Origin of the sequence: Burkholderia territorii, from assembly GCF_902833055.1 — a bacterium.
GTDB classification, from domain to species: domain Bacteria; phylum Pseudomonadota; class Gammaproteobacteria; order Burkholderiales; family Burkholderiaceae; genus Burkholderia; species Burkholderia territorii.
The window spans coordinates 75866-94408 of sequence record NZ_CADFEJ010000012.1; the positions used below are offsets into that span (position 1 = coordinate 75866).

An 18543-nucleotide genomic window follows, 5' to 3' on the forward strand; every position below is an offset into this window, starting at 1 on the left:
ATCGGCACATCACGTCACCTCACGCCGCGCCGAGATCGGCGAGCGGATGCGCGAACAGTTTCCACGGCGACGTCAGGAAATGCCGCACACGCTCGGCGCGCAGCTCGACGAGCGACGCCGGTGCCCAGCGCGGCTTGCGATCCTTGTCGACGAGATGCGCGCGCACACCCTCGCAGAAGTCGCCCTCCTCGATCGCGCGGGCCACGATGCCGAGCTCCATCCGGAACGACTCGGCGAGCGTCATCTGACGGCCGCGCAGCAGCGCTTCGCGCGTCACGCACAGCATCGTCGGCGAATGCCCGATGAGTGCGTCGAGCGTCGTCTGCAGCCATTGACGATGCTCGCGCGTCAGCTCGTCGCGCTCGAGCTCCTGCTTCAGCGTCGCGACGATCCGCTCGACGGTCGAGCGCTTGTCGAAGTGACGCACGATCCACGGCATCTGGCTGTCGAGCGCCGAATGCGGCACGACGTTGCACGGCGGCTCGAACACCTTGCGCAACGCGGGCAGCACGTCGCCGTCCCACTTGACGCTCTCGATGCGCGTCTCGAACGTATCGAGCCACGACGACGGCACGCACAGGTCGGCGAGCTTCGCGCTCAGCGCATCGGCGCCCGACAGCATCGCGCCCGTCAACCCGACGTACAACTCGAGTTCGACCGGCATGCGCGACAGGAAATGCGTCGCGCCGACATCGGGCACGAGGCCGATGCGCGTCTCGGGCATCGCGATCTTGCTGCGCTCGGTCGCGACGCGCAGCGCCGCGCCTTGCGCCAGGCCCATGCCGCCGCCCATCGTCACACCGTCCATCAGCGCGACGATCGGCTTCGGGAACGTATGGATCGCGTAGTCGAGCCGGTATTCGTCGACGAAGAACGGCAGCCAGGTCTCGCGCTGCGCGACCATCCGGTGCAGCGCGCGCACGTCGCCGCCCGCGCAGAAGCCCTTCTCGCCCGCGCCGCGCAGCACGACCGCGACGATCTGGTCGTCGGTGCGGCATCGCTCGAGGCGCGCGGCCAGCTCGCCGATCATCGGATAGGACAACGCATTGAGCGCGGCCGGCCGGTTCAGCGTAATGAGCGCCACGCGGTTCACCACGCGGAACAGCACCTCCTGCGCGGGTTGCGCGACGCTCTCATGAGTCGTGACCGGCGTGCTCATCGTTGCGGCTCTCCATCGGTATGCCATTGCGGCGCGCGCTTGCCGAGAAACGCGGCCACGCCCTCGCGCGGCTCGTTCGTATCGAACAGGTCGACGAAGCGTTCGCGCTCGACCGCGAGCGCCGCGTCGCGCGGCACGCCACGGCGTGCGAGGCCGATCAGTTCCTTGCTGTAGGCAACCGCATGCGGGCTCTGCCGCGCGACGTTGCGCGCAAGCGCCAGCGCCGCATCACGCGCCGCGCCGCTTTCGACCACATCCTCGACGAGGCCGATCCTGAGTGCGGTCGCCGCGTCAACGCGCGTGCCGGCCAGGATGATCTTCTTCGCCCAGCCTTCGCCGACGAGCCACGGCAGCGTCTGCGTGCCGAGGCCGCACGGCAGCAGGCCGACCGACGGTTCGGGCAGCGCCATCTGCGCGTGCGTCTCGGCGATCCGCAGGTCGCACGCAAGCGCGCATTCGAGGCCGCCGCCCATCGCATAACCGTTGATCGCCGCGATCGTCACGACGCGCGCGTCGTGCAGCGCCTCGAACGCCGCGCCGAAGCGCGCGGCCATCGCGCGCGCGACCGCGCGGTCGCCGTCGGCGAACGTGTTCAGGTCAGCGCCCGCGCTGAAGAACTTCGGGCCGTCGCCGGTGATCACCAGCGCGCGCACGCGCGGGTTCGCGTTCAATTCGGCGACGGTTTCCTGCAGTTGCAGCAGCCCGTCGGCGGTAAAGGCGTTCGCGGGCGGACGCTTGAGCGTCGCGCACGCGATCGCGCCGTCGTCGACGTAGTCCAGTTCGATCATGAGGCGTCCTTCTTCGTGGCCGGTTGGTACAGGCGGATCACCGCCGAGAAATCGAGTTGACCGTCGCCGCGGCTGCTCATCGTCTGGTACAGCTGCTGCGCGAGCGCGCCGAGATAGACGGGCTGGCGCGCCTGCTTCGCGGCGTCGTTCGCGAGGCCGAGATCCTTCAGCATCAGGTCGGTGCCGAAGCCGCCGCTGTAGCCGCGCGACGACGGCGCGGTGTCGATCACGCCCGGATACGGGTTGTAGGTGTCCGAACTCCAGCAGCGGCCAGTGGACGTGTTGACGATACCGGCCAGCACCTTCGGGTCGATGCCGAGCGCGACGCCGAGCGACATCGCCTCCGATACGGCCGCCATCGAGATGCCGAGCACGAGGTTGTTGCAGACCTTCGCGACCTGCCCCATCCCCGTCGCGCCGCAATGGACGATGTTCTTGCCCATGCAGGCGAGCACGGGCTTCACGCGCTCGAAATCGGCGTCGCTGCCGCCGACCATGAAGGTCAAGGTGCCGGCCGCCGCGCCGCCGGTGCCGCCCGACACGGGCGCATCGACGAACGCGCCGCCGTGCTCGCGCACGAGCGCGCCGAACGCCTGCGCGCTGGCCGGATCGATCGTGCTCGAATCGATCACGGTCGCACCGGCGTCGAGACCGGCCAGCACGCCGTTCTCGCCGGCGAGCACCGAGCGTACGTGCGGCGCGGCCGGCAGCATCGTGATCACGAATGCCGCGCCCGATGCGGCGTCGCGCGGCGACGCGGCCACCTGTGCGCCGGCGTCCTGCAACGCGCGCAATGCATCGGCGCTCAGGTCGAACGCATGCACGTCATGGCCGGCCTTCAGCAGGTTCAGCGCCATCGGCGCACCCATGTGGCCCAGCCCGATGAATCCGATTTTCATGTTCGTGTCCTCCCCGGCTCAATGCAGCCGAATCGTCGTGTTCACCGGGCCGGCCGTCGTGTCGTCGTCGAACCAGCGCGCGGTGACCGTCTTCGTCTGCGTGTAGAACTGCACGACCTGCTTGCCGTACGGGCCGAGATCGCCGAGCTTCGAGCCCCGCGAGCCGGTGAAGCTGAAGTACGGGACCGGCACCGGAATCGGGATGTTGATGCCGACCTGGCCGACGTCGATCTCGCTCTGGAACTTGCGCGCGGCCGCGCCGCTCTGCGTGAAGATGCCGACGCCGTTGCCCATCGGATTCGCATTGACGAGCGCGATCGCTTCGTCGAGCGTGTCGACTTCCATCACGATCAGCACCGGCCCGAAAATTTCATGCGTGTAGACCGTCATGTCGGGCGTCACGCCGGAGAAAATCGTCGGCCCGATGAAGTTGCCTTCCTCGAAGCCGGGCACCTTCACGTCGCGGCCGTCGAGCTCGAGCTTCGCGCCTTCCTTGATGCCCGTGTCGATCAGCGACAGGATGCGCGCCTTCGCGCCGCGCGACACGACCGGCCCGACGTCGGTGCCCGCCTCCGAGCCCGCGTTGACTTTCAGCAGCTTCGCCTTCGCGACGATGTCCGGCAGCCAGTCGCGCGCCGCGCCGACGAGCACCGCGACCGAGGTTGCCATGCAGCGCTGGCCGGCCGCGCCGAAGCCCGCGCCAACCAGCGCGTTGATCGCCTGCTCGCGGTTCGCGTCGGGCAGCAGGATCGCGTGGTTCTTCGCGCCCATCATCGACTGCACGCGCTTGCCGTGCTGGCTGCCGAGGTTGTACACGTGCGTGCCGACGGCCGTCGAGCCGACGAACGAGATCGCCTTCACGAGCGGATGCGTGCAGATCGCGTCGACCACTTCCTTGCCGCCGTGCACGACGTTCAGCACACCTTTCGGAATACCGGCCTCGATCGCCAGTTCGACGAGCTCCATCGTCGACATCGGATCCTGCTCCGATGGCTTCAGCACGAACGTGTTGCCGCACACGATCGCCATCGGGAACATCCACAGCGGAATCATCGCGGGGAAGTTGAACGGCGTGATGCCCGCGCATACGCCGAGCGGCTGGCGCAGCGTGTAGGTGTCGACGCCGCCGGCGACGTTCTCCGCGAATTCGCCGAGCTGCAGCGTGCCGACCGAACACGCGTGTTCGACCACTTCGAGGCCGCGGAAGATGTCGCCTTCGGCATCGGGCAGCGTCTTGCCCTGCTCGGCCGTCAGCGTCTTCGCGATGCGCTGCTGGTTCGCGCGCACGAGGTCCTGGAACTTCAGCATCACGCGCATGCGCGCGGAAATCGGCGTGTTCTTCCACGTCGCATACGCGGCGTGCGCGGCCTGCACGGCCGCGTCGACTTCCGCGACGGTCGCGAGCGGCACGCGCGCGAGCACCTGCTGCGTCGCCGGATTGACGATGTCGCGCCACTCGCTCGTGGTGGACTCGACGAAGGCGCCGTCGATCAGCAGCTTGACCGTCGGCACGTCTTGCCCCGTGCGGGGCGTCGGATTCGCGTTCATCGATGCATTCTCCTTGCAGTGGGCCGCGCAGCGTCACGCCACGCGCGGCCGGTTCGATCGGTACCGCGGGCGACGGCCGCGACATGCGGCACGCACGGCCCGCGACAGGTCATTTCATTTCAGTTCGGCGGCGAAATCTTCTTCCCAGTATTCGCCGGGCATCCGCGTGGCCGCGTCGTCGCCGCGCTCGATCTCGCGGCGGCGCAGCTCGACGCGGCGGATCTTCCCCGAGATGGTCTTCGGCAACTCCGCGAATTGCAGGCGGCGGATGCGCTTGTAGGGCGCGAGCTTTTCGCGCGAGAAGCGGAAGATCTCCAGCGCGAGCGCTGGGCTTTCCTCGTAGCCCTGGCGCAGCGCGATGAAGGTCTTCGGCACCGACAGCCGCACCGGGTCCGGGCTCGGCACGACGGCCGCTTCCGCGATCGCCGGATGCTCGATCAGCACGCTTTCCAGTTCGAACGGGCTCAGCCGGTAGTCGGACGACTTGAACACGTCGTCCGCGCGGCCGATGTAGACGTAGTAGCCGTCGTCGCGGCGCATCGCGATGTCCGACGTGCGGTAATGGCCGTCGCGCATCGCGTGGGCCGTCGCGTCGGGATTGTTCGCATAGCCGGTCATCAGCCCGACCGGGCGCGCCGCGCCCGCGCCGATCGGCAGCGCGACCTCGCCTTCGTCGACGGGCGCGCCGTCCGGATCGAGCAGCGCGATCCGGTAGCCGGGCAGCGGCCGGCCCATCGAACCGGGGACGACGGGCTGGCCCGGCGTGTTGCCGATCAGGCAGGTGGTCTCGGTCTGGCCGTAGCCGTCGCGAATCGTGATGCCCCACGCCTTCTTCACGCGCTCGATGATCTCGGGATTCAGCGGCTCGCCCGCGCCGACGATCTCGCGCAGCTTCACGTCGAACGCCGCGAGCGGCTGCTGCACGAGCATGCGCCACACGGTCGGCGGCGCGCACAGCGTGGTCACCTGGTATTTGACGAGCGCATCGAGCACGACCTTCGGCTCGAAGCGCGCGTAGTTGAACGCGAACACGCACGCCTGCGCATTCCACGGCGCGAAGAAGCAGCTCCACGCATGCTTAGCCCAGCCCGGCGAGCTGATGTTCCAGTGAATGTCGCCCGGCTGCAGGCCGACCCAGTACATCGTCGACAGGTGCCCGACCGGATAGGTGCGATGCGTATGCTCGACGAGCTTCGGCTTCGACGTCGTGCCCGACGTGAAGTACAGCAGCATCGGATCGTTCGCGTGCGTGACGGCGTCCGGCTCGAATGCGGCGCTTGCCGCGTAGCCGTCGTTCATCGCGAGCCAGCCCGCGCGCGGCGCCCCGGCGACGATCTTCCGCTCGAGGCCGAGATCGGCCTGCTCGAACTTCGCGGTTTCGTTCTCGTCGACGATCGCGTATTTCGCGCCGCCGATCTGCACGCGATCGCGCACGTCGTCGGCCGACAGTTGCGTGGTCGCGGGCAGCACGATCGCGCCGAGCTTCATCGCGGCGAGCATCGCGTCCCACAGCTCGACACGGTTCGGCAGCATCAGCAGGATCCGGTCGCCGCGCCCGACGCCGATGCCGCGCAGCCAGTTCGCGATTCGCGACGAGCGCTCGGACATCTGCGCGAACGAATACGGGTCGCCCGTGCCGGTTGCCGCGTCGACGATCCACAGCGCGGGCCGGTCGTTGCCGCGCGCCATCGGGTCGAAATAATCGAGCGCCCAGTTGAACGCATCGAGCACCGGCCATTCGAAATCGCGGCAAGCGGTTTCGTAGTCGGTGCGATGGCGCAGCAGAAAGTCGCGTGCGTCCAGGAATGCCTGTACCGTCATCGTGTCGTCTCCGTCCAGTCTCCATGCCCAGCGGTCAACCGGCTCACGCGCTGCAGCGCATGCCCGGTTCCGTGTTGCGCGGCGCACGGTCACGTCGTTGCGTGCCGCGTTCGTCGCGCTGCCCTCGTGCCCTGCCTGATTGCGTGCCTGTCTCGTTGTTTGCGTTCTTGCCCGTGGAGCGCGTGCCGACTCAAAGCTGGCGCGCGATCACCATCCGCTGCACTTCGCTGGTGCCTTCGTAGATCTGCGTGATGCGCGCGTCGCGATAGTGACGCTCGACTTCGTAATCGGCGAGGTAGCCGTAGCCGCCGTGGATCTGGATCGCGTCCGAACACACGCGCTCGGCCATCTCCGACGCGAACAGCTTCGCCTGCGATGCTTCGGACAGGCACGGCAGCCCGGCCGTGCGCAGCTTCGCCGCGTGATGCACGAGCAGGCGCGCCGCGTTGATCTGCGTGGCCATGTCGGCGAGCTTTTGCTGGATCGCCTGGTGCTCGGCGATCGGCTTGCCGAACTGCACGCGCTCGCCCGCATAGCGGCGCGCCTTGTCGAACGCGGCGCGCGCGATGCCAAGCGCCTGCGCGGCAATGCCGATGCGTCCGCCCTCGAGGTTCGACAGTGCGATCTTCAGCCCTTCGCCGCGATTGCCGAGCAGGTTTTCTTCCGGAATCGCGCAGTTCTCGAACGTGATCGGGCACGTATCGGATGCGCGGATGCCCATCTTCTTTTCCGGCTTGCCGACGATGAAGCCCGGCGTGTCGGTCGGCACCAGGAACGCGGAAATGCCGCGCTTGCCGGCCTCCGGGTCCGTCATGGCAAAAACGATCGCGACCCCGGCACGCTGGCCGTTGGTCACGAACTGCTTCGCGCCGTTCAGCACCCACTTGCCGTCGCGCAACTCCGCGCGCGTGCGCAGGTTGTTGGCCTCGGAGCCGGCCTGCGGCTCGGTCAGGCAGAACGCGCCGATCACGCGGCCCGCCGCCATGTCGGCCAGCCAGCGATCCTTCTGCGCCGGCGTGCCGAAGCCAAGGATCGGCCCGCAGCCGACCGAGTTGTGCACGCTCATCATCGTCGCGCACACGGCGTCGCCGGCGGCGATCTCCTCCATCGCCAGCGCATAGGCGACGTAATCCGTATACGCGCCGCCCAGCTCCTGCGGCACGATCATCCCGAGCAGGCCGAGTTCGCCGAGCTGCGCGACGACGGCGTCGGGCAGGTGCGCGTCGCGGTCCCACTGCGCGGCGTTCGGCGCCAGCACCTCGGTGGCAAAAGCGCGCGCGGCGTCGCGGATCATCCGCTGGTCTTCGGTGTAAAGCTCGTCCATGGCGCTGCTGTCTCCCGCGGCCGCTTGCCGCGACCGTCCTTTCGTTTCGATGCAACAAGTGTAGGCAAGCGCGCGCGACTGTTCGATGCTCGCGGCGCTCATTTACACTGAGCGTTTTTGCCATACCGGCGGCTTCGATGAAGCAGGAAGAGAGAGGAACCATCGCGATCAGCCTCGTCGCCTACAGCGTCGCGCTCGCCACCCGGCGCGGCGTCGCGGCCGAGCCGCTGCTCGCGCAGGCCGGCATCGCGCCGGCGCTGCTCGCGCAACCGCGTTCGCGGGTGTCCGCGCAGCAATACGGCGCGCTGTGGAACGCCATTGCGCGCGCGCTCGACGACGAGTTTTTCGGGCAGGATAGCCACCCGATGCGCAGCGGCAGCTTCATTGCGATGAGCCAGGCGGCGCTGTCCGCGCACGACGGTCTGCACGCGATGGCGCGCGCGGTGAACTTCATGCACTGCGTGCTCGACGACCTGCACGCGGAGCTCGACGCCAACCCGCAGCGCGTGCGGCTGCGTTTCGTGCACCGCAACAGCACGGCCGCGCCCGCGATGTTCACGTATGCGACCTATTTCATCATCGTGTACGGCCTCACCTGCTGGCTGATCGGGCGGCGCATTCCGGTGCTGCATGCGAGCTTTCGCTGCGACACGCCGCCGGCCGACCACGAATATCCGTCGATGCTGTGCGACGACATGCGCTTCAACCAGCCCGATTCGTATGTCGATTTCGATCCCGAATTCGCGACGCTGCCGGTGGTGCAGAACGCCAGGACGCTGAAAACGTTTCTGCGCAACGCGCCGGCCAGCTTCATCGTCAAGTACCGCAACCCGAACGCGCTCGCGCAACGCGTGCGCACGGTGCTGCGCGGCATGCCGCCCGCCGCATGGCCCGGCGCCGACGGGATGGCCGCGCGGCTGCACGTGGCCGAGGCGACGCTGCGCCGCAAGCTGCACCAGGAAGGCCATGCGTACCAGTCGATCAAGGACACGCTGCGGCGCGACCTCGCATTCGAGGCGCTGGCCGATCCGTCGCGGACCATCGCCGATGTCGCGGCCGCCACCGGCTTCGCGGAACCGAGCGCGTTCTACCGCGCGTTTCGCAAGTGGAGCGGGCGCAGCCCGGCCGAATATCGGGAAGAGGCGCTCGCGCGCGGCGGCGGCGCCGGCTGAATCCGCGGCCTGCCCGTCCGCCTTCGCGCTTTCCGCCGAAACCGCCTAATCTTCAAGCATCGGGCCAACGCCCTTTCCGCGAGCCGGACGGCGTGCGGCCGCGCGCCGCCCGGACGCCCCGATGCGCATTCACCGTCATGGGCCGCCGCCTGCATCGGCGGGCGGCCGCCCCCGTCACCCGCTGTCCGCGCGGGTCGCGCGCGCCGCGCTGTTCGCGGCGCTGCTCGTCGTGTGCGCGGCGGTTGCTGCCCCGCCTCCCACCGCCGCGCCCGCGGCCGTGCCGCCGGTGTTCGTGATTCCGGTCAACGGTGCGATCGGGCCGGCCAGCGCCGACTTCATCGTCCGCTCGCTCGAGCGCGCGGCACGCGAGCACGCGCCGCTCGCGATCCTGCAACTCGATACGCCCGGCGGGCTCGATACGTCGATGCGGCAGATCATCAAGGCGATCCTGGGCTCGCCGGTGCCGGTCGCCGCGTTCGTCGCGCCGGGCGGTGCGCGGGCCGCGAGCGCCGGTACTTATATCGTCTACGCGAGCCACATCGCCGCGATGGCGCCGGGCACCAATCTCGGCGCCGCGTCGCCGGTGCAGTTCGGTATCGGCGGTGGCGCGCCGGGTGCGCCCCGGCCGGCGCCGGCGGGGGCGTCGGGAGCAGTCGGGGCGTCCGGCGCATCCGCGTCGCCGGCCGAGTTGCCGAACGACACGCAATCGACGGAGATCCGCAAGGCGACGCAGGACGCCGCCGCGTACATCCGCGGCCTCGCGCAGTTGCGCGGACGCAATGCCGAATGGGCGGAGCGCGCGGTGCGCGAGGCATTGAGCCTGTCGGCGACCGAAGCGCGCGCGCAACATGTCGTCGACCTGATCGCGCAGGATCCGGCCGACCTCGCGCGCCAGCTCGACGGCCGCACCGTGACGACGACAGCCGGCACGCTGCACGTCGCGACCGCGCACGCGCCGCTCGTCGTGCTCGCGCCCGACTGGCGCAGCCGCTTCCTGTCGATCATCGCCGATCCGAACGTCGCGCTGATCCTGCTGACGATCGGCATCTACGGCCTGTTCTTCGAATTCGCGAACCCGGGCTTCGTGCTGCCGGGTGTCGCGGGCACCATCTGCCTGCTGATCGGGCTGTTCGCGATGCAACTGCTGCCGATCAGCTACGCGGGCCTCGGGCTCGTGCTGCTCGGTCTCGGCTGCCTCGTCGCCGAGGCATTCCTGCCGACCTTCGGCGTGCTGGGTTTCGGCGGAATCGTGTCGTTCACGATCGGCGCGCTGATGCTGATCGACACCGACGTACCGGGCTACGGCATTCCGTGGCCGGTGATCGCGGGCCTCGCGCTCGGCGGCGGACTGCTCGTCGCGCTCGTGTCGAGCGTCGCGCTGCGCGCGCGGCGGCGGCCGGTCGTGACGGGTGCCGAGGCGATCGTCGGCAGCATCGGCGAAGTGCTCGACGATGGCTTGCTCGCCGACCAGCCGCAGGATGCAGCCGGCCCCGCACCGTCGGCCGCGGGCTGGGCGCGCGTGCACGGCGAGCGCTGGCGCGTCGCGAGCAGCACGCCGCTGGCGGCGGGCTGCCGCGTACGCGTCACCGGCCGCCACGGGCTGACGCTCACCGTCGCGCCGCTCTACGACATGCCGGCGCAAGAACGACAACACCAGGGAGCACCGTCATGATGGGCTACACGTTCGGCTTCAGCGGCGTCCTGATCGTCTTCGTCGTGGTGCTCGTCGCATCGTCGATCCGCATCTTCCGCGAGTACGAACGCGGCGTCGTGTTCATGCTCGGGCGGTTCTGGAAGGTCAAGGGCCCGGGGCTCGTGCTGATCATCCCGATCGTCCAGCAGGTCGTGCGGATCGACCTGCGCACCGTCGTGTTCGACGTGCCCGCGCAGGACGTGATCACGCGCGACAACGTGTCGGTGAAGGTCAATGCGGTGGTGTATTTCCGCGTCGTCGATCCGGAGAAGGCCGTGATCCAGGTCGCACGCTTCTTCGAGGCGACGAGCCAGCTCGCGCAGACGACGTTGCGCGCGGTGCTCGGCAAGCACGAGCTCGACGCGTTGCTCGCCGAACGCGAGCAGCTGAATGCCGACATCCAGAAGACGCTCGACGCGCAGACCGATGCGTGGGGGATCAAGGTGTCGACGGTCGAGATCAAGCACGTCGACCTGAACGAAACGATGATCCGTGCGATCGCGCGGCAGGCCGAGGCCGAACGCGAACGACGCGCGAAGGTGATTCACGCGGAAGGCGAATTGCAGGCATCGGAGAAGCTGCTGCAGGCGGCGCAGCGGCTTGCGCAGCAGCCGCAGGCGATGCAGCTGCGCTACTTGCAGACGCTGACGACGATCGCGGCCGACAAGAATTCGACGATCGTGTTTCCGCTGCCGGTCGACCTGCTGAGCGCGTTGCTGGACCGGTTGGGCCCGCGACGCGAGCATTGAGACGCGCGGGCGTCGGCCCGCACGACGCCGCGACCGATGGCGGCGGGCGCGCGGCCGCGACGGCCCGGCGCCCGGCCCGGCCCGGCGTCAAGCCAGCAGCTTGCGCTCGCTCTTGCCGTACTTGATCGACTTCTCGTCCGGGATCATCAGGCCCGTGTGCTCGTCGCGGCCCTGCAGCAGGAAGCGCGCGTCCGGGTTGCCGATCTGTTCGGCCGCGAGCTTGCTGTCCGCGCCGATCTCGCCCTTCTTCATCCGGTTGACGATCACGCCGGCCGCGGTGTCCTTGAAGTCGCGCAGCATCCACGCGTCGCCGTCGCTGTCGCCGAACACCAGCAGCGGGCCGTAGCCCTTCTTCGACGCGAGCACGTTGCGAATGCCCACCGTCTTGCCGGGCCCCCAGTTGAAATGCCAGCCGGCCGGGTAAGTGCTCGTGTACTTGCCGTCCTGCATGTCGAGGCGCAGGCCGATCACGTTCTCGGGCGGCACGCCGTAGCCGTAGTTAGGATTGCCGGCGAATACGCGCACGACGTCGTCGAGCGACGCGGTGCTCACGTACACGTCGATGCCGTTCGCACGCAGCGTGTGCATCACCGCGCGGATTTCCTCGTGAATGCGGATGCCGTGGAAATGCGTGTCGGCCACCACGCCGGCCTTGCCCGGCAGCGACTTCGGGCTTTCGTAACGGACCTTGCGCAGCGCGTCCCCGATGCCGTAGTTGTTCGACGCTTCCGCCATCGCCTGCAGCTCGGCGGTCGTCATGTTCTTGTAGAAGTAGATGATCCACTTGTAGCCGACTTCGAGCGGATGCGTGTCGCAGATCGCGTCGTACATGAAGTACAGCTTCGCGCGGAAATCCTTGAACTGGTCGGTCTCGCGAATCTCGTCGAGGCTCTTGTCGCCGGCGAGGCCCTTGTAGTTCGCGTGGAGCCAGCGGTAGTCGGATTCGACGTCGGCGGCGAGATCCTCCATCGTCACCGGCTTGCCGTCAACGGTCGTGTAGTCCTTCATGAACGCGCCCTTCGGCACGTCCTTCCACATCACGCCGACGAACTCGTCGGGCGTCAGCTTGTACTGCAGATGGTTGATCTGGTACATCAGCAACGCCTCTTCGCAGTCGTTCATGATGCACGTGTTGTCCCAGTCGAACACCGCATACGGGCGGCGCTTTGCGTCGTAGTGCGCGCTCGCGACGCCATGCCGGTCGAGCACCGCCTGCAGGCGCGCGGCGTTGAACGGCGACCAGCGGCCCGGGTCCAGCGCGTCCGGCGCGGTCGTGCTCTTCGCGCCGGCCATGCCGGCCTTGAGCATCAGCGGCGTCGCGGCGGTCGCCGCGGCAAGGGTGTTCATGAACTGGCGGCGTTGCATGGTCTGTCTCCGTGGAATGGTCGAGTCGGCCCGGGTCGCTGCCCCGCACGACGGGCGGCACACCGCCCCGGGAAGCCGGAACGGCTTCGAATTGGGGGCGAATGATGTGACGAAATTATTTCGGCAATTTGACAGCGTCGCGCCGCGATACGACGCGGAGTTGATCCGGCGCGACATGGCGGGCCGGCGGCGGCGCGTCGCGCGCGCCTGAAGGCTGCGGCGCGCGGCACCCGCGCAAGGCGCCGGCCATCCGGCCCCCGACGCCCGAAAACCTAGAGCCCTCCCTCCATTTCGGGCTTCATTAGGAGAAGTCCTCACCTCCGCGCCACGTCGAACCGGCTATGATCTTTACATCGATCAATGACACATTAAATGCTGACTGAATAATTCGCTCCAGGATCAACGGCGGCGGATGCATTCCGGATCAGCGCCCAGCCTTGCACGAGCCCCGCGTTGCCGGCGCGCGAATGCAGGCCGATACATGGAGACGCATCATGCCCGATCATCCGCTGCCGGAAGTCCATCTCGACGAGCTGCCGCAATTCCGGGCGGTCCAGCAACTTGCCTATCGCTGCGTCGAGACCGTCGGCGCGATGCTCTATCCCGGCATCACCGAGAAGGAGGCCGCGCGCCTGCTGACCGAATGGCTGCAGGACAACGGCGTGCGCGATTGGCTGCACAAGCCGTTCGCATGGTTCGGCGACCGCACGGCGTTCGAAGGCTTCTCCGGCCTGAAGCATCTGGGCGGCTTCAACCTCGCGTTCTTCCCGAGCAATCGCCAGCTCGAAACCGACATGCCCGTGATCCTCGACGTCGCGCCCGTGCTCGACGGGATCGTCGCGGACGTCGGCTACGCGCACTGCCTCGGGCACAACCCCATCCTCGAGCAGCTTCAGGACGACCTGATGGACCATCGCGACATGATCGTGCGGCTCGTGAAGGAGCGCCGCCCGATGGCCGAGGTCGCGCAGGCGGTCGATGCGCTGTGCCGCCGCCAGGGCGTCGAGCCGCGCCACAAGGCGTATCCGTTCAAGGTGCTCGCGCACCGCGTCGCGAAGATCCACAAGCTGTCGACACCGCGTTTCGTCGCGCGCTTCGGGCTGAACGCGACGCGCAACCTGCTGCTCGACCAGGGCCGCGCGGCGAAGCAGCAAGGCTGGTCGCCGCTGTGGTCGATCGACCGCCGCTCCGAACATGCGCCGGTGCCGGGCCTGTGGGCCGTGGAGCCGCATCTCGGCTTCGCCGGCGTCGGCGCGAAATTCGAGGAGCTGCTGGTGATCACCGACGACAACGCGTACTGGCTCGACGACGACCTGCCGCACGTGCGCCGCTGGCGCCGCCGCCAGGCCGAACGCGCGCAGGCCGTCGCGAGCGTGCGGGCCGCCGCCTGACGCGTACGCCCCGCGCCCTTCTCCCGAATCCCTGAACGACGGACTCACGATGCAGCCTCTTTCCGATGAAGCGCCGCTGGCCCTGTTCGAATCGGTTCACAACGAGACGGCCGTCGCCTCCGGCGACCTGACGCTCGCGGTCAGGACCTGGGGCGACCCGGCCCGCTCGCCGGTCGTGCTCGTGCACGGCTACCCCGACGACAGCAGCGTCTGGCAGCAGGTCGCGCCGCTGCTCGCGCGCAAGCATTACGTGATTGCCTACGACGTGCGCGGCGCGGGCCTGTCCGGCGCGCCGAAGCGCACGGCCGACTACCATCTCGCGAAGCTGACGGACGACTTCATCGCGGTGATCGACGCGCTCTGCCCCGGCCGCGCGGTGCACCTGATCGCGCACGACTGGGGCTCGATCCAGGGCTGGGAGTTCGTCACGGATCCGCGGCTCGCCGGCCGCATCGCGTCGTATACGTCGTGCTCGGGGCCATGCCTCGACCACGTCGGCTTCTGGCTGCGCGAGCGCGTGCTGCATCCGACGCCCGCATCGTTGGCCAGGCTCGGCGGCCAGCTCGTGCGCTCGTGGTACGTGTATCTGTTCCACCTGCCGTTCATCCCCGAACTCGGCTGGCGGCTGTGGCTCGGCCGCGCATGGCCGGGCCTGCTGCGCCGCGTCGAGAAGACCGCCGCCGCGCCGCGCGCGACGCAGGCCGACGACGGCGCGCGCGGCGTGCGCCTCTATCGCGCGAATTTCATCCGCTGCCTGTTCGCGCCGCGCGAGCGCTACGCGCATGCGCCGGTGCAGACGATCGTGCCGCTCGGCGACAAATACGTGAGCCCGGCGCTATCCGAGAACCTGTCGCGCTGGGTGCCGCAGTACTACCGCCGCGAAGTCGCGGCCGGCCACTGGCTGCCGCTCGCCGATCCCGCGCGCTTCGCCGGCCTCGCCGAGCAATTGATCGACGCGGTCGAATCGGGCGACGAACCGCCCGCGCTCGCGAACGCGCGCCGCCGCGCGACCAGCGGCCGCTTCAGCGGCAAGGTCGTGGTCGTCACCGGCGCGGGCAGCGGCATCGGCCGCTGCGCGGCCCTCGCATTTGCACGCGAAGGCGCGACCGTCGTCGCGTGCGACATCGATCTCGCGAGCGCCGAGCGCACCGCGCTGCTGCTCGGGCTCACCGGCGCGCCCGCGCATGCAAAGCGCGTGGACGTCGGCCGCGCCGACGAGATGGAAGCGCTCGCGGCATGGGTCGGCAGCGAGCTCGGCGGCGCCGACGTCGTGATCAACAACGCGGGCATCGGCATGGCCGGCGGCATTCTCGATACGAGCGAGCGGCACTGGGAGCGCATCCTGCACGTGAACCTGTGGGGCGTGATCCACGGCTCGCGGCTGTTCGCGCAACAGATGGCCGCACGCGGCACCGGCGGCCACATCGTCAACACCGCGTCGGCCGCCGCGTTCGGGCCGTCGCGCGACCTGCCCGCGTACGCGACGACGAAGGCCGCCGTGCTGATGCTCAGCGAATGCATGCGCGCGGAGCTCGCGGAAAAAGGCATCGGCGTGACGGCCGTCTGCCCGGGCTTCGCGGAAACCGGAATCATGGCGTCGACGCAATACGCGGGCGCCAACGCACAGGACGAGGCACGGCTGCGCAAACGCGCGACGAAGCTGTACCAGATGCGCGGCCTGAAGCCGGAAACCGTCGCGCAGGCGATGGTCGACGGCGTGCTGCGCAACCGGCCGGTCGTGGCCGTGGGCACCGAGGCGCACGCGCTGCGCTTCGTCGGCCGCTTCATGCCGTGGCTCGGCCGGATGCTCGCCCGCGTCAGCATGGCATCGCATTGACGCGCAGCGCGCCGCACAGCAACGGAGACACAGATGACCGCTACCGCCGAGTATCACAAGATCAAGGCCCGGCACGTGAAGTTCGACTTCAGCGACACGCCGATCACCTGGGTGCCGAACGACCCGGGCAGCACGCACATCATCAATACGCTGAACCTGCTGTTCCCGGAAGGCGAACTCTGGTTCTGCCGCGTGTACAACAAGGCACTGCCGCACATCACCGATGCGCGGCTGCGCGACGAAGCCGAAGGATTCCTGCGCCAGGAAGCCGTGCATTCGCGCTCGCACGGCGGCATGCTCAAGCATTACTACGATCGACACGGGATCGACACGAAACCGTTCACGCAGAAGCTGAACTGGCTGTTTACGCGCGTGCTGGGCGAAGCGCCGTTCGGGCTGAAGATCGGCCACACGCGTTTCTGGCTGCGTCAGCAACTCGCGGTGATCGCCTCGCTCGAGCATTTCTTCGGCTATCTCGGCAACTGGGTGCTCAACGCGCACGGGCTCGACGAAGGCCGCGCCGACCCGACGATGGTCGACCTGCTGCGCTGGCACGGCGCGGAGGAAGTCGAACACCGGACCGTCGCGTTCGACATCTACAACCACATGGGCGGCAACTACCCGGAGCGCTGCGTGCACATGGCGTTCGTGATCGTGCTGCTGCTCTACTTCATCACGAGCGGCGCGAAATTCATGTACCGGCGGGATCCGGCCGCCGGCCGCTATCCGGGTTTCGTGCTGTCGTGGTGGAAGGGTTCGCGGCGCGGGCACCTGCCGTCGTTCTGGAAAGTGATCGGCGCGGCGCTGCGCTATTTCAGGCCGGGCTACACGCCGCACCACGAAGGCTCGACCGAGCAGGCACTCGCGTATCTGGCGCGCTCGCCGGCCGCGCAGGCGGCCGCGCACGGCGGCAACTGGGGCACGACGAAAGGCGCGTGAGCGGATCCGCGCCCGGCTTCTCGGCGGTTTCGGCGGGCGCGCCCGCCGAAATGCGTACAATCGCGGCTTCATTTCCCGGAGGTGCCGCGATGACCATGAAGAAAACCGATCTCGAAAAGAACAAGGCGCTCAAGCTGACGCACGCGATGAAGCAGTCCAGCTCCGCGCGCTTCGGCAAGGGTGCGGAGGAAGCTGCGAAGCTCGATCGCCGCGCGCAACGCAAGCTCGACCAGGAGCAGGGCCTCGTGCCGTTCGCATGCAAGCTGAACGCCGAACTCGTCGAACAGTTGAAGGCACGCGCCGCCACGCATCCGAACGGGATGACGGGCCTGCTGTCCGAACTGCTCGTCAACGGCCTCGCCCAGCGCGATGCGTGATCGCCACGTATCTCGAAAATAGTCGTTGACAACGCCGCACGACATCGACAAACTCGTTCGCATGCCTACGTTCAAGCTCATCGCCATCGCGAATCATTGCCTGGTGAACATTCGAAAGAATGGTTCACGGGAGGCGCTTGTGCGTTAGCATCCGAGCAGTACCGCATGTCACACAAGGCCTCACCGGAAACGGATGAGGCCTTTTTGTTCTGGTGCGCGTCATCCGTCCGGCTCAACGAATGGAGAAGACGATGGACCAGGCAAGCCCGTTGTTCGACCGTCCCGATACGCGCCGCGTCGGTGCGATCGCGTTACCGACCGTCGTGATCCGTTTCGCGGTCGCGCCGCGCACGACACTCACCTGGCGCGCGCCGAGCGATGCCGAAATCCGCGCGCACGGCGCGCCGTTGTGGATCACGCGGCCGCCGAGCGTCGATGACTACTGGGTACAACCCGGCGACGTGCTGCGTATCGCGCGCGGCGATCGCATCTGGCTCGGCACCGATGACGACCGGCCGGCCGAAGCGTCGATCACGACCGCATACGTGAGGCGCGGCGAGCGGCTCAGACGCACGCTCGCGCGCATGCAGCGTGTGTTCGTCGGACGATGGCGAAGACGGGATTGACGATGCGCGCATCACGCGCGCGACGGGATGTCGGAGTGCGCGGAATCACCGCATCCGGAAATGGACGCACCCGCGACGCAATGCGCCGCGGGTGCGCGTCGAATGACGCGGCACGCGCATGCGTGCCGCGCGCGATCGCGCGCCGTGTGCAACGCTTGCATGCATCACGTGCATCAGGTGCTGGCGGCGAGACGCGGGCCCGTGCTGCGAGGCGTGGAATCGAGGTCGGGGCGTTGCGCCGCCTGCGAGGTCACCCACGGGTCGATGCCTTGCTTTTGCACCTCCTCGAGAAATGACACCCGCGTGCGCCAGTAATCCGCCTGTAATTTCGCATCGATGACGCGCTGTTCGGCTGCGAACAATTCCATGCGCGCCGTCACGAGCATCGACGCAGCGGTTTTTTCCGGCGTGGGGGCGTGCCGCATCGCCCAACGGCTGATCCAGTTCAACATGCTGACCTCCGTGATGACGGACGAACCCGCATCGGGCAATCGCAACCGGTCGCGCCTGCCCGAATGCGCCGCGGCCGTCACCGCACTTCACCGCCTGGCCTGCACGGACTGCGACTCCCCCGCGTCGGCAACGACTGGCCGGCGTGTGTGCGCGGTGTATCTATCCTAGAAAGACTTGCCGGTTAACGCGATGACGTCTTGCAATCTTTTACACAGAAACCACAGTCCGGCTCGCATCGCGAAATGACAGTTGCGGACGCGACGGCTTCGGCGCAGGATAGCCCGATATCTGCAACCGCCTGGACTGACGAATGGCCGCTGCATACCGCCGCGCGCCCGCGCCGGTCATGCGTGCACGCTCGCGCATACCGTGCGCCCGTCGTCCCGTGTTCGCCGCTCATGC

Annotated in this window: 16 protein-coding genes; 8 read left to right on the forward strand and 8 right to left on the reverse strand. The window is 68.3% G+C overall.

Features of this window, described 5'->3' with window-relative positions; all coding sequences use genetic code 11:
* Positions 1–19 precede the first annotated feature (19 nt).
* The 6 genes from HW466_RS20280 to HW466_RS20305 form a co-directional block, all read right to left on the reverse strand.
* On the reverse strand, positions 20–1159 hold the full coding sequence (locus tag HW466_RS20280) for an enoyl-CoA hydratase/isomerase family protein (protein ID WP_059544213.1): 1140 nt from the start codon (positions 1157–1159) through the stop codon (positions 20–22).
* Entirely contained in the window at positions 1156–1947 is a 792-nt protein-coding gene (locus tag HW466_RS20285) for an enoyl-CoA hydratase (RefSeq protein ID WP_059506530.1), read from the reverse strand. The genes HW466_RS20280 and HW466_RS20285 overlap by 4 nt, the downstream gene beginning before the upstream one ends.
* Positions 1944–2846 (reverse strand): 3-hydroxyisobutyrate dehydrogenase, encoded by a 903-nt coding sequence (gene mmsB / locus HW466_RS20290; RefSeq protein ID WP_059769138.1) that lies wholly within the window; start codon positions 2844–2846, stop codon positions 1944–1946. Before mmsB ends, HW466_RS20285 begins: the two co-directional genes overlap by 4 nt.
* An 18-nt stretch (positions 2847–2864) precedes the next feature.
* Positions 2865–4394, reverse strand: a complete 1530-nt coding sequence (locus HW466_RS20295) for a CoA-acylating methylmalonate-semialdehyde dehydrogenase (protein WP_151006166.1) — start codon at positions 4392–4394, stop codon at positions 2865–2867.
* Between the two features lie 114 nt (positions 4395–4508).
* The gene (locus HW466_RS20300) at positions 4509–6215 is read right to left on the reverse strand and encodes an AMP-binding protein (protein WP_059806080.1); all 1707 of its coding nucleotides are present in this window, start codon (positions 6213–6215) and stop codon (positions 4509–4511) included.
* 190 nt (positions 6216–6405) lie between these two features.
* Positions 6406–7539 (reverse strand): acyl-CoA dehydrogenase family protein, encoded by a 1134-nt coding sequence (locus HW466_RS20305; protein ID WP_151006165.1) that lies wholly within the window; start codon positions 7537–7539, stop codon positions 6406–6408.
* A 137-nt stretch (positions 7540–7676) separates the two neighbouring features.
* Here HW466_RS20305 and HW466_RS20310 point away from each other — a divergent pair, with 137 nt between their 5' ends.
* The 3 genes from HW466_RS20310 to HW466_RS20320 all read left to right on the forward strand — a co-directional run bounded on the left by HW466_RS20310 (position 7677) and on the right by HW466_RS20320 (position 11153).
* Positions 7677–8711, forward strand: coding sequence for an AraC family transcriptional regulator (locus HW466_RS20310; protein WP_059943448.1), 1035 nt, complete (start codon positions 7677–7679; stop codon positions 8709–8711).
* A gap of 121 nt (positions 8712–8832) precedes the next feature.
* Positions 8833–10383 (forward strand): NfeD family protein, encoded by a 1551-nt coding sequence (locus HW466_RS20315; RefSeq protein WP_174905612.1) that lies wholly within the window; start codon positions 8833–8835, stop codon positions 10381–10383.
* Entirely contained in the window at positions 10380–11153 is a 774-nt protein-coding gene (locus HW466_RS20320; RefSeq protein ID WP_059447248.1) for a slipin family protein, read from the forward strand. The genes HW466_RS20315 and HW466_RS20320 overlap by 4 nt, the downstream gene beginning before the upstream one ends.
* Positions 11154–11240: 87 nt before the next feature.
* Here HW466_RS20320 and HW466_RS20325 read toward each other — a convergent pair whose 3' ends face one another.
* Positions 11241–12518: an HAD family hydrolase gene (locus tag HW466_RS20325; protein ID WP_059447247.1), complete on the reverse strand. Its 1278-nt coding sequence runs from the start codon at positions 12516–12518 to the stop codon at positions 11241–11243.
* Positions 12519–13012: 494 nt separating this feature from the next.
* On the opposite strand from HW466_RS20325, the gene HW466_RS20330 reads away from it, so the two are divergent.
* From HW466_RS20330 to HW466_RS20350, 5 genes are all read left to right on the forward strand, one after another.
* Positions 13013–13909, forward strand: a complete 897-nt coding sequence (locus tag HW466_RS20330; protein ID WP_174905611.1) for a M24 family metallopeptidase — start codon at positions 13013–13015, stop codon at positions 13907–13909.
* 49 nt (positions 13910–13958) lie between these two features.
* A complete protein-coding gene (locus HW466_RS20335; RefSeq protein WP_174905610.1) occupies positions 13959–15746 on the forward strand; it encodes an SDR family oxidoreductase in 1788 nt (595 codons plus the stop codon).
* Between the two features lie 33 nt (positions 15747–15779).
* Positions 15780–16685 carry a metal-dependent hydrolase gene (locus HW466_RS20340; RefSeq protein ID WP_151004589.1) on the forward strand — a complete coding sequence of 302 codons (906 nt, stop codon included), beginning with the start codon at positions 15780–15782 and terminating at the stop codon, positions 16683–16685.
* Between the two features lie 89 nt (positions 16686–16774).
* On the forward strand, positions 16775–17062 hold the full coding sequence (locus HW466_RS20345; RefSeq protein ID WP_151004587.1) for a hypothetical protein: 288 nt from the start codon (positions 16775–16777) through the stop codon (positions 17060–17062).
* A 251-nt stretch (positions 17063–17313) separates the two neighbouring features.
* The gene (locus tag HW466_RS20350) at positions 17314–17688 is read left to right on the forward strand and encodes a DUF2917 domain-containing protein (RefSeq protein WP_059447242.1); all 375 of its coding nucleotides are present in this window, start codon (positions 17314–17316) and stop codon (positions 17686–17688) included.
* Between the two features lie 173 nt (positions 17689–17861).
* On the opposite strand, the gene HW466_RS20355 is transcribed toward HW466_RS20350, so the two are convergent.
* The gene (locus HW466_RS20355) at positions 17862–18140 is read right to left on the reverse strand and encodes a hypothetical protein (protein ID WP_006480752.1); all 279 of its coding nucleotides are present in this window, start codon (positions 18138–18140) and stop codon (positions 17862–17864) included.
* Positions 18141–18543: the final 403 nt, after the last annotated feature.

Excerpts from the sequence above, each read along its gene's own strand:
- HW466_RS20320 (WP_059447248.1), top strand. The coding sequence starts at position 10,380 with ATGATGGGCTACACGTTCGGCTTCAGCGGCGTCCTGATCGTCTTCGTC.
- HW466_RS20335 (WP_174905610.1), top strand. The coding sequence starts at position 13,959 with ATGCAGCCTCTTTCCGATGAAGCGCCGCTGGCCCTGTTCGAATCGGTT.
- HW466_RS20325 (WP_059447247.1), bottom strand. The coding sequence starts at position 12,518 with ATGCAACGCCGCCAGTTCATGAACACCCTTGCCGCGGCGACCGCCGCG.
- HW466_RS20310 (WP_059943448.1), top strand. The coding sequence starts at position 7,677 with ATGAAGCAGGAAGAGAGAGGAACCATCGCGATCAGCCTCGTCGCCTAC.
- mmsB (WP_059769138.1), bottom strand. The coding sequence starts at position 2,846 with ATGAAAATCGGATTCATCGGGCTGGGCCACATGGGTGCGCCGATGGCG.
- HW466_RS20300 (WP_059806080.1), bottom strand. The coding sequence starts at position 6,215 with ATGACGGTACAGGCATTCCTGGACGCACGCGACTTTCTGCTGCGCCAT.
- HW466_RS20350 (WP_059447242.1), top strand. The coding sequence starts at position 17,314 with ATGGACCAGGCAAGCCCGTTGTTCGACCGTCCCGATACGCGCCGCGTC.
- HW466_RS20305 (WP_151006165.1), bottom strand. The coding sequence starts at position 7,539 with ATGGACGAGCTTTACACCGAAGACCAGCGGATGATCCGCGACGCCGCG.
- HW466_RS20355 (WP_006480752.1), bottom strand. The coding sequence starts at position 18,140 with ATGTTGAACTGGATCAGCCGTTGGGCGATGCGGCACGCCCCCACGCCG.
- HW466_RS20295 (WP_151006166.1), bottom strand. The coding sequence starts at position 4,394 with ATGAACGCGAATCCGACGCCCCGCACGGGGCAAGACGTGCCGACGGTC.
- HW466_RS20285 (WP_059506530.1), bottom strand. The coding sequence starts at position 1,947 with ATGATCGAACTGGACTACGTCGACGACGGCGCGATCGCGTGCGCGACG.
- HW466_RS20345 (WP_151004587.1), top strand. The coding sequence starts at position 16,775 with ATGACCATGAAGAAAACCGATCTCGAAAAGAACAAGGCGCTCAAGCTG.
- HW466_RS20330 (WP_174905611.1), top strand. The coding sequence starts at position 13,013 with ATGCCCGATCATCCGCTGCCGGAAGTCCATCTCGACGAGCTGCCGCAA.
- HW466_RS20280 (WP_059544213.1), bottom strand. The coding sequence starts at position 1,159 with ATGAGCACGCCGGTCACGACTCATGAGAGCGTCGCGCAACCCGCGCAG.
- HW466_RS20340 (WP_151004589.1), top strand. The coding sequence starts at position 15,780 with ATGACCGCTACCGCCGAGTATCACAAGATCAAGGCCCGGCACGTGAAG.
- HW466_RS20315 (WP_174905612.1), top strand. The coding sequence starts at position 8,833 with ATGCGCATTCACCGTCATGGGCCGCCGCCTGCATCGGCGGGCGGCCGC.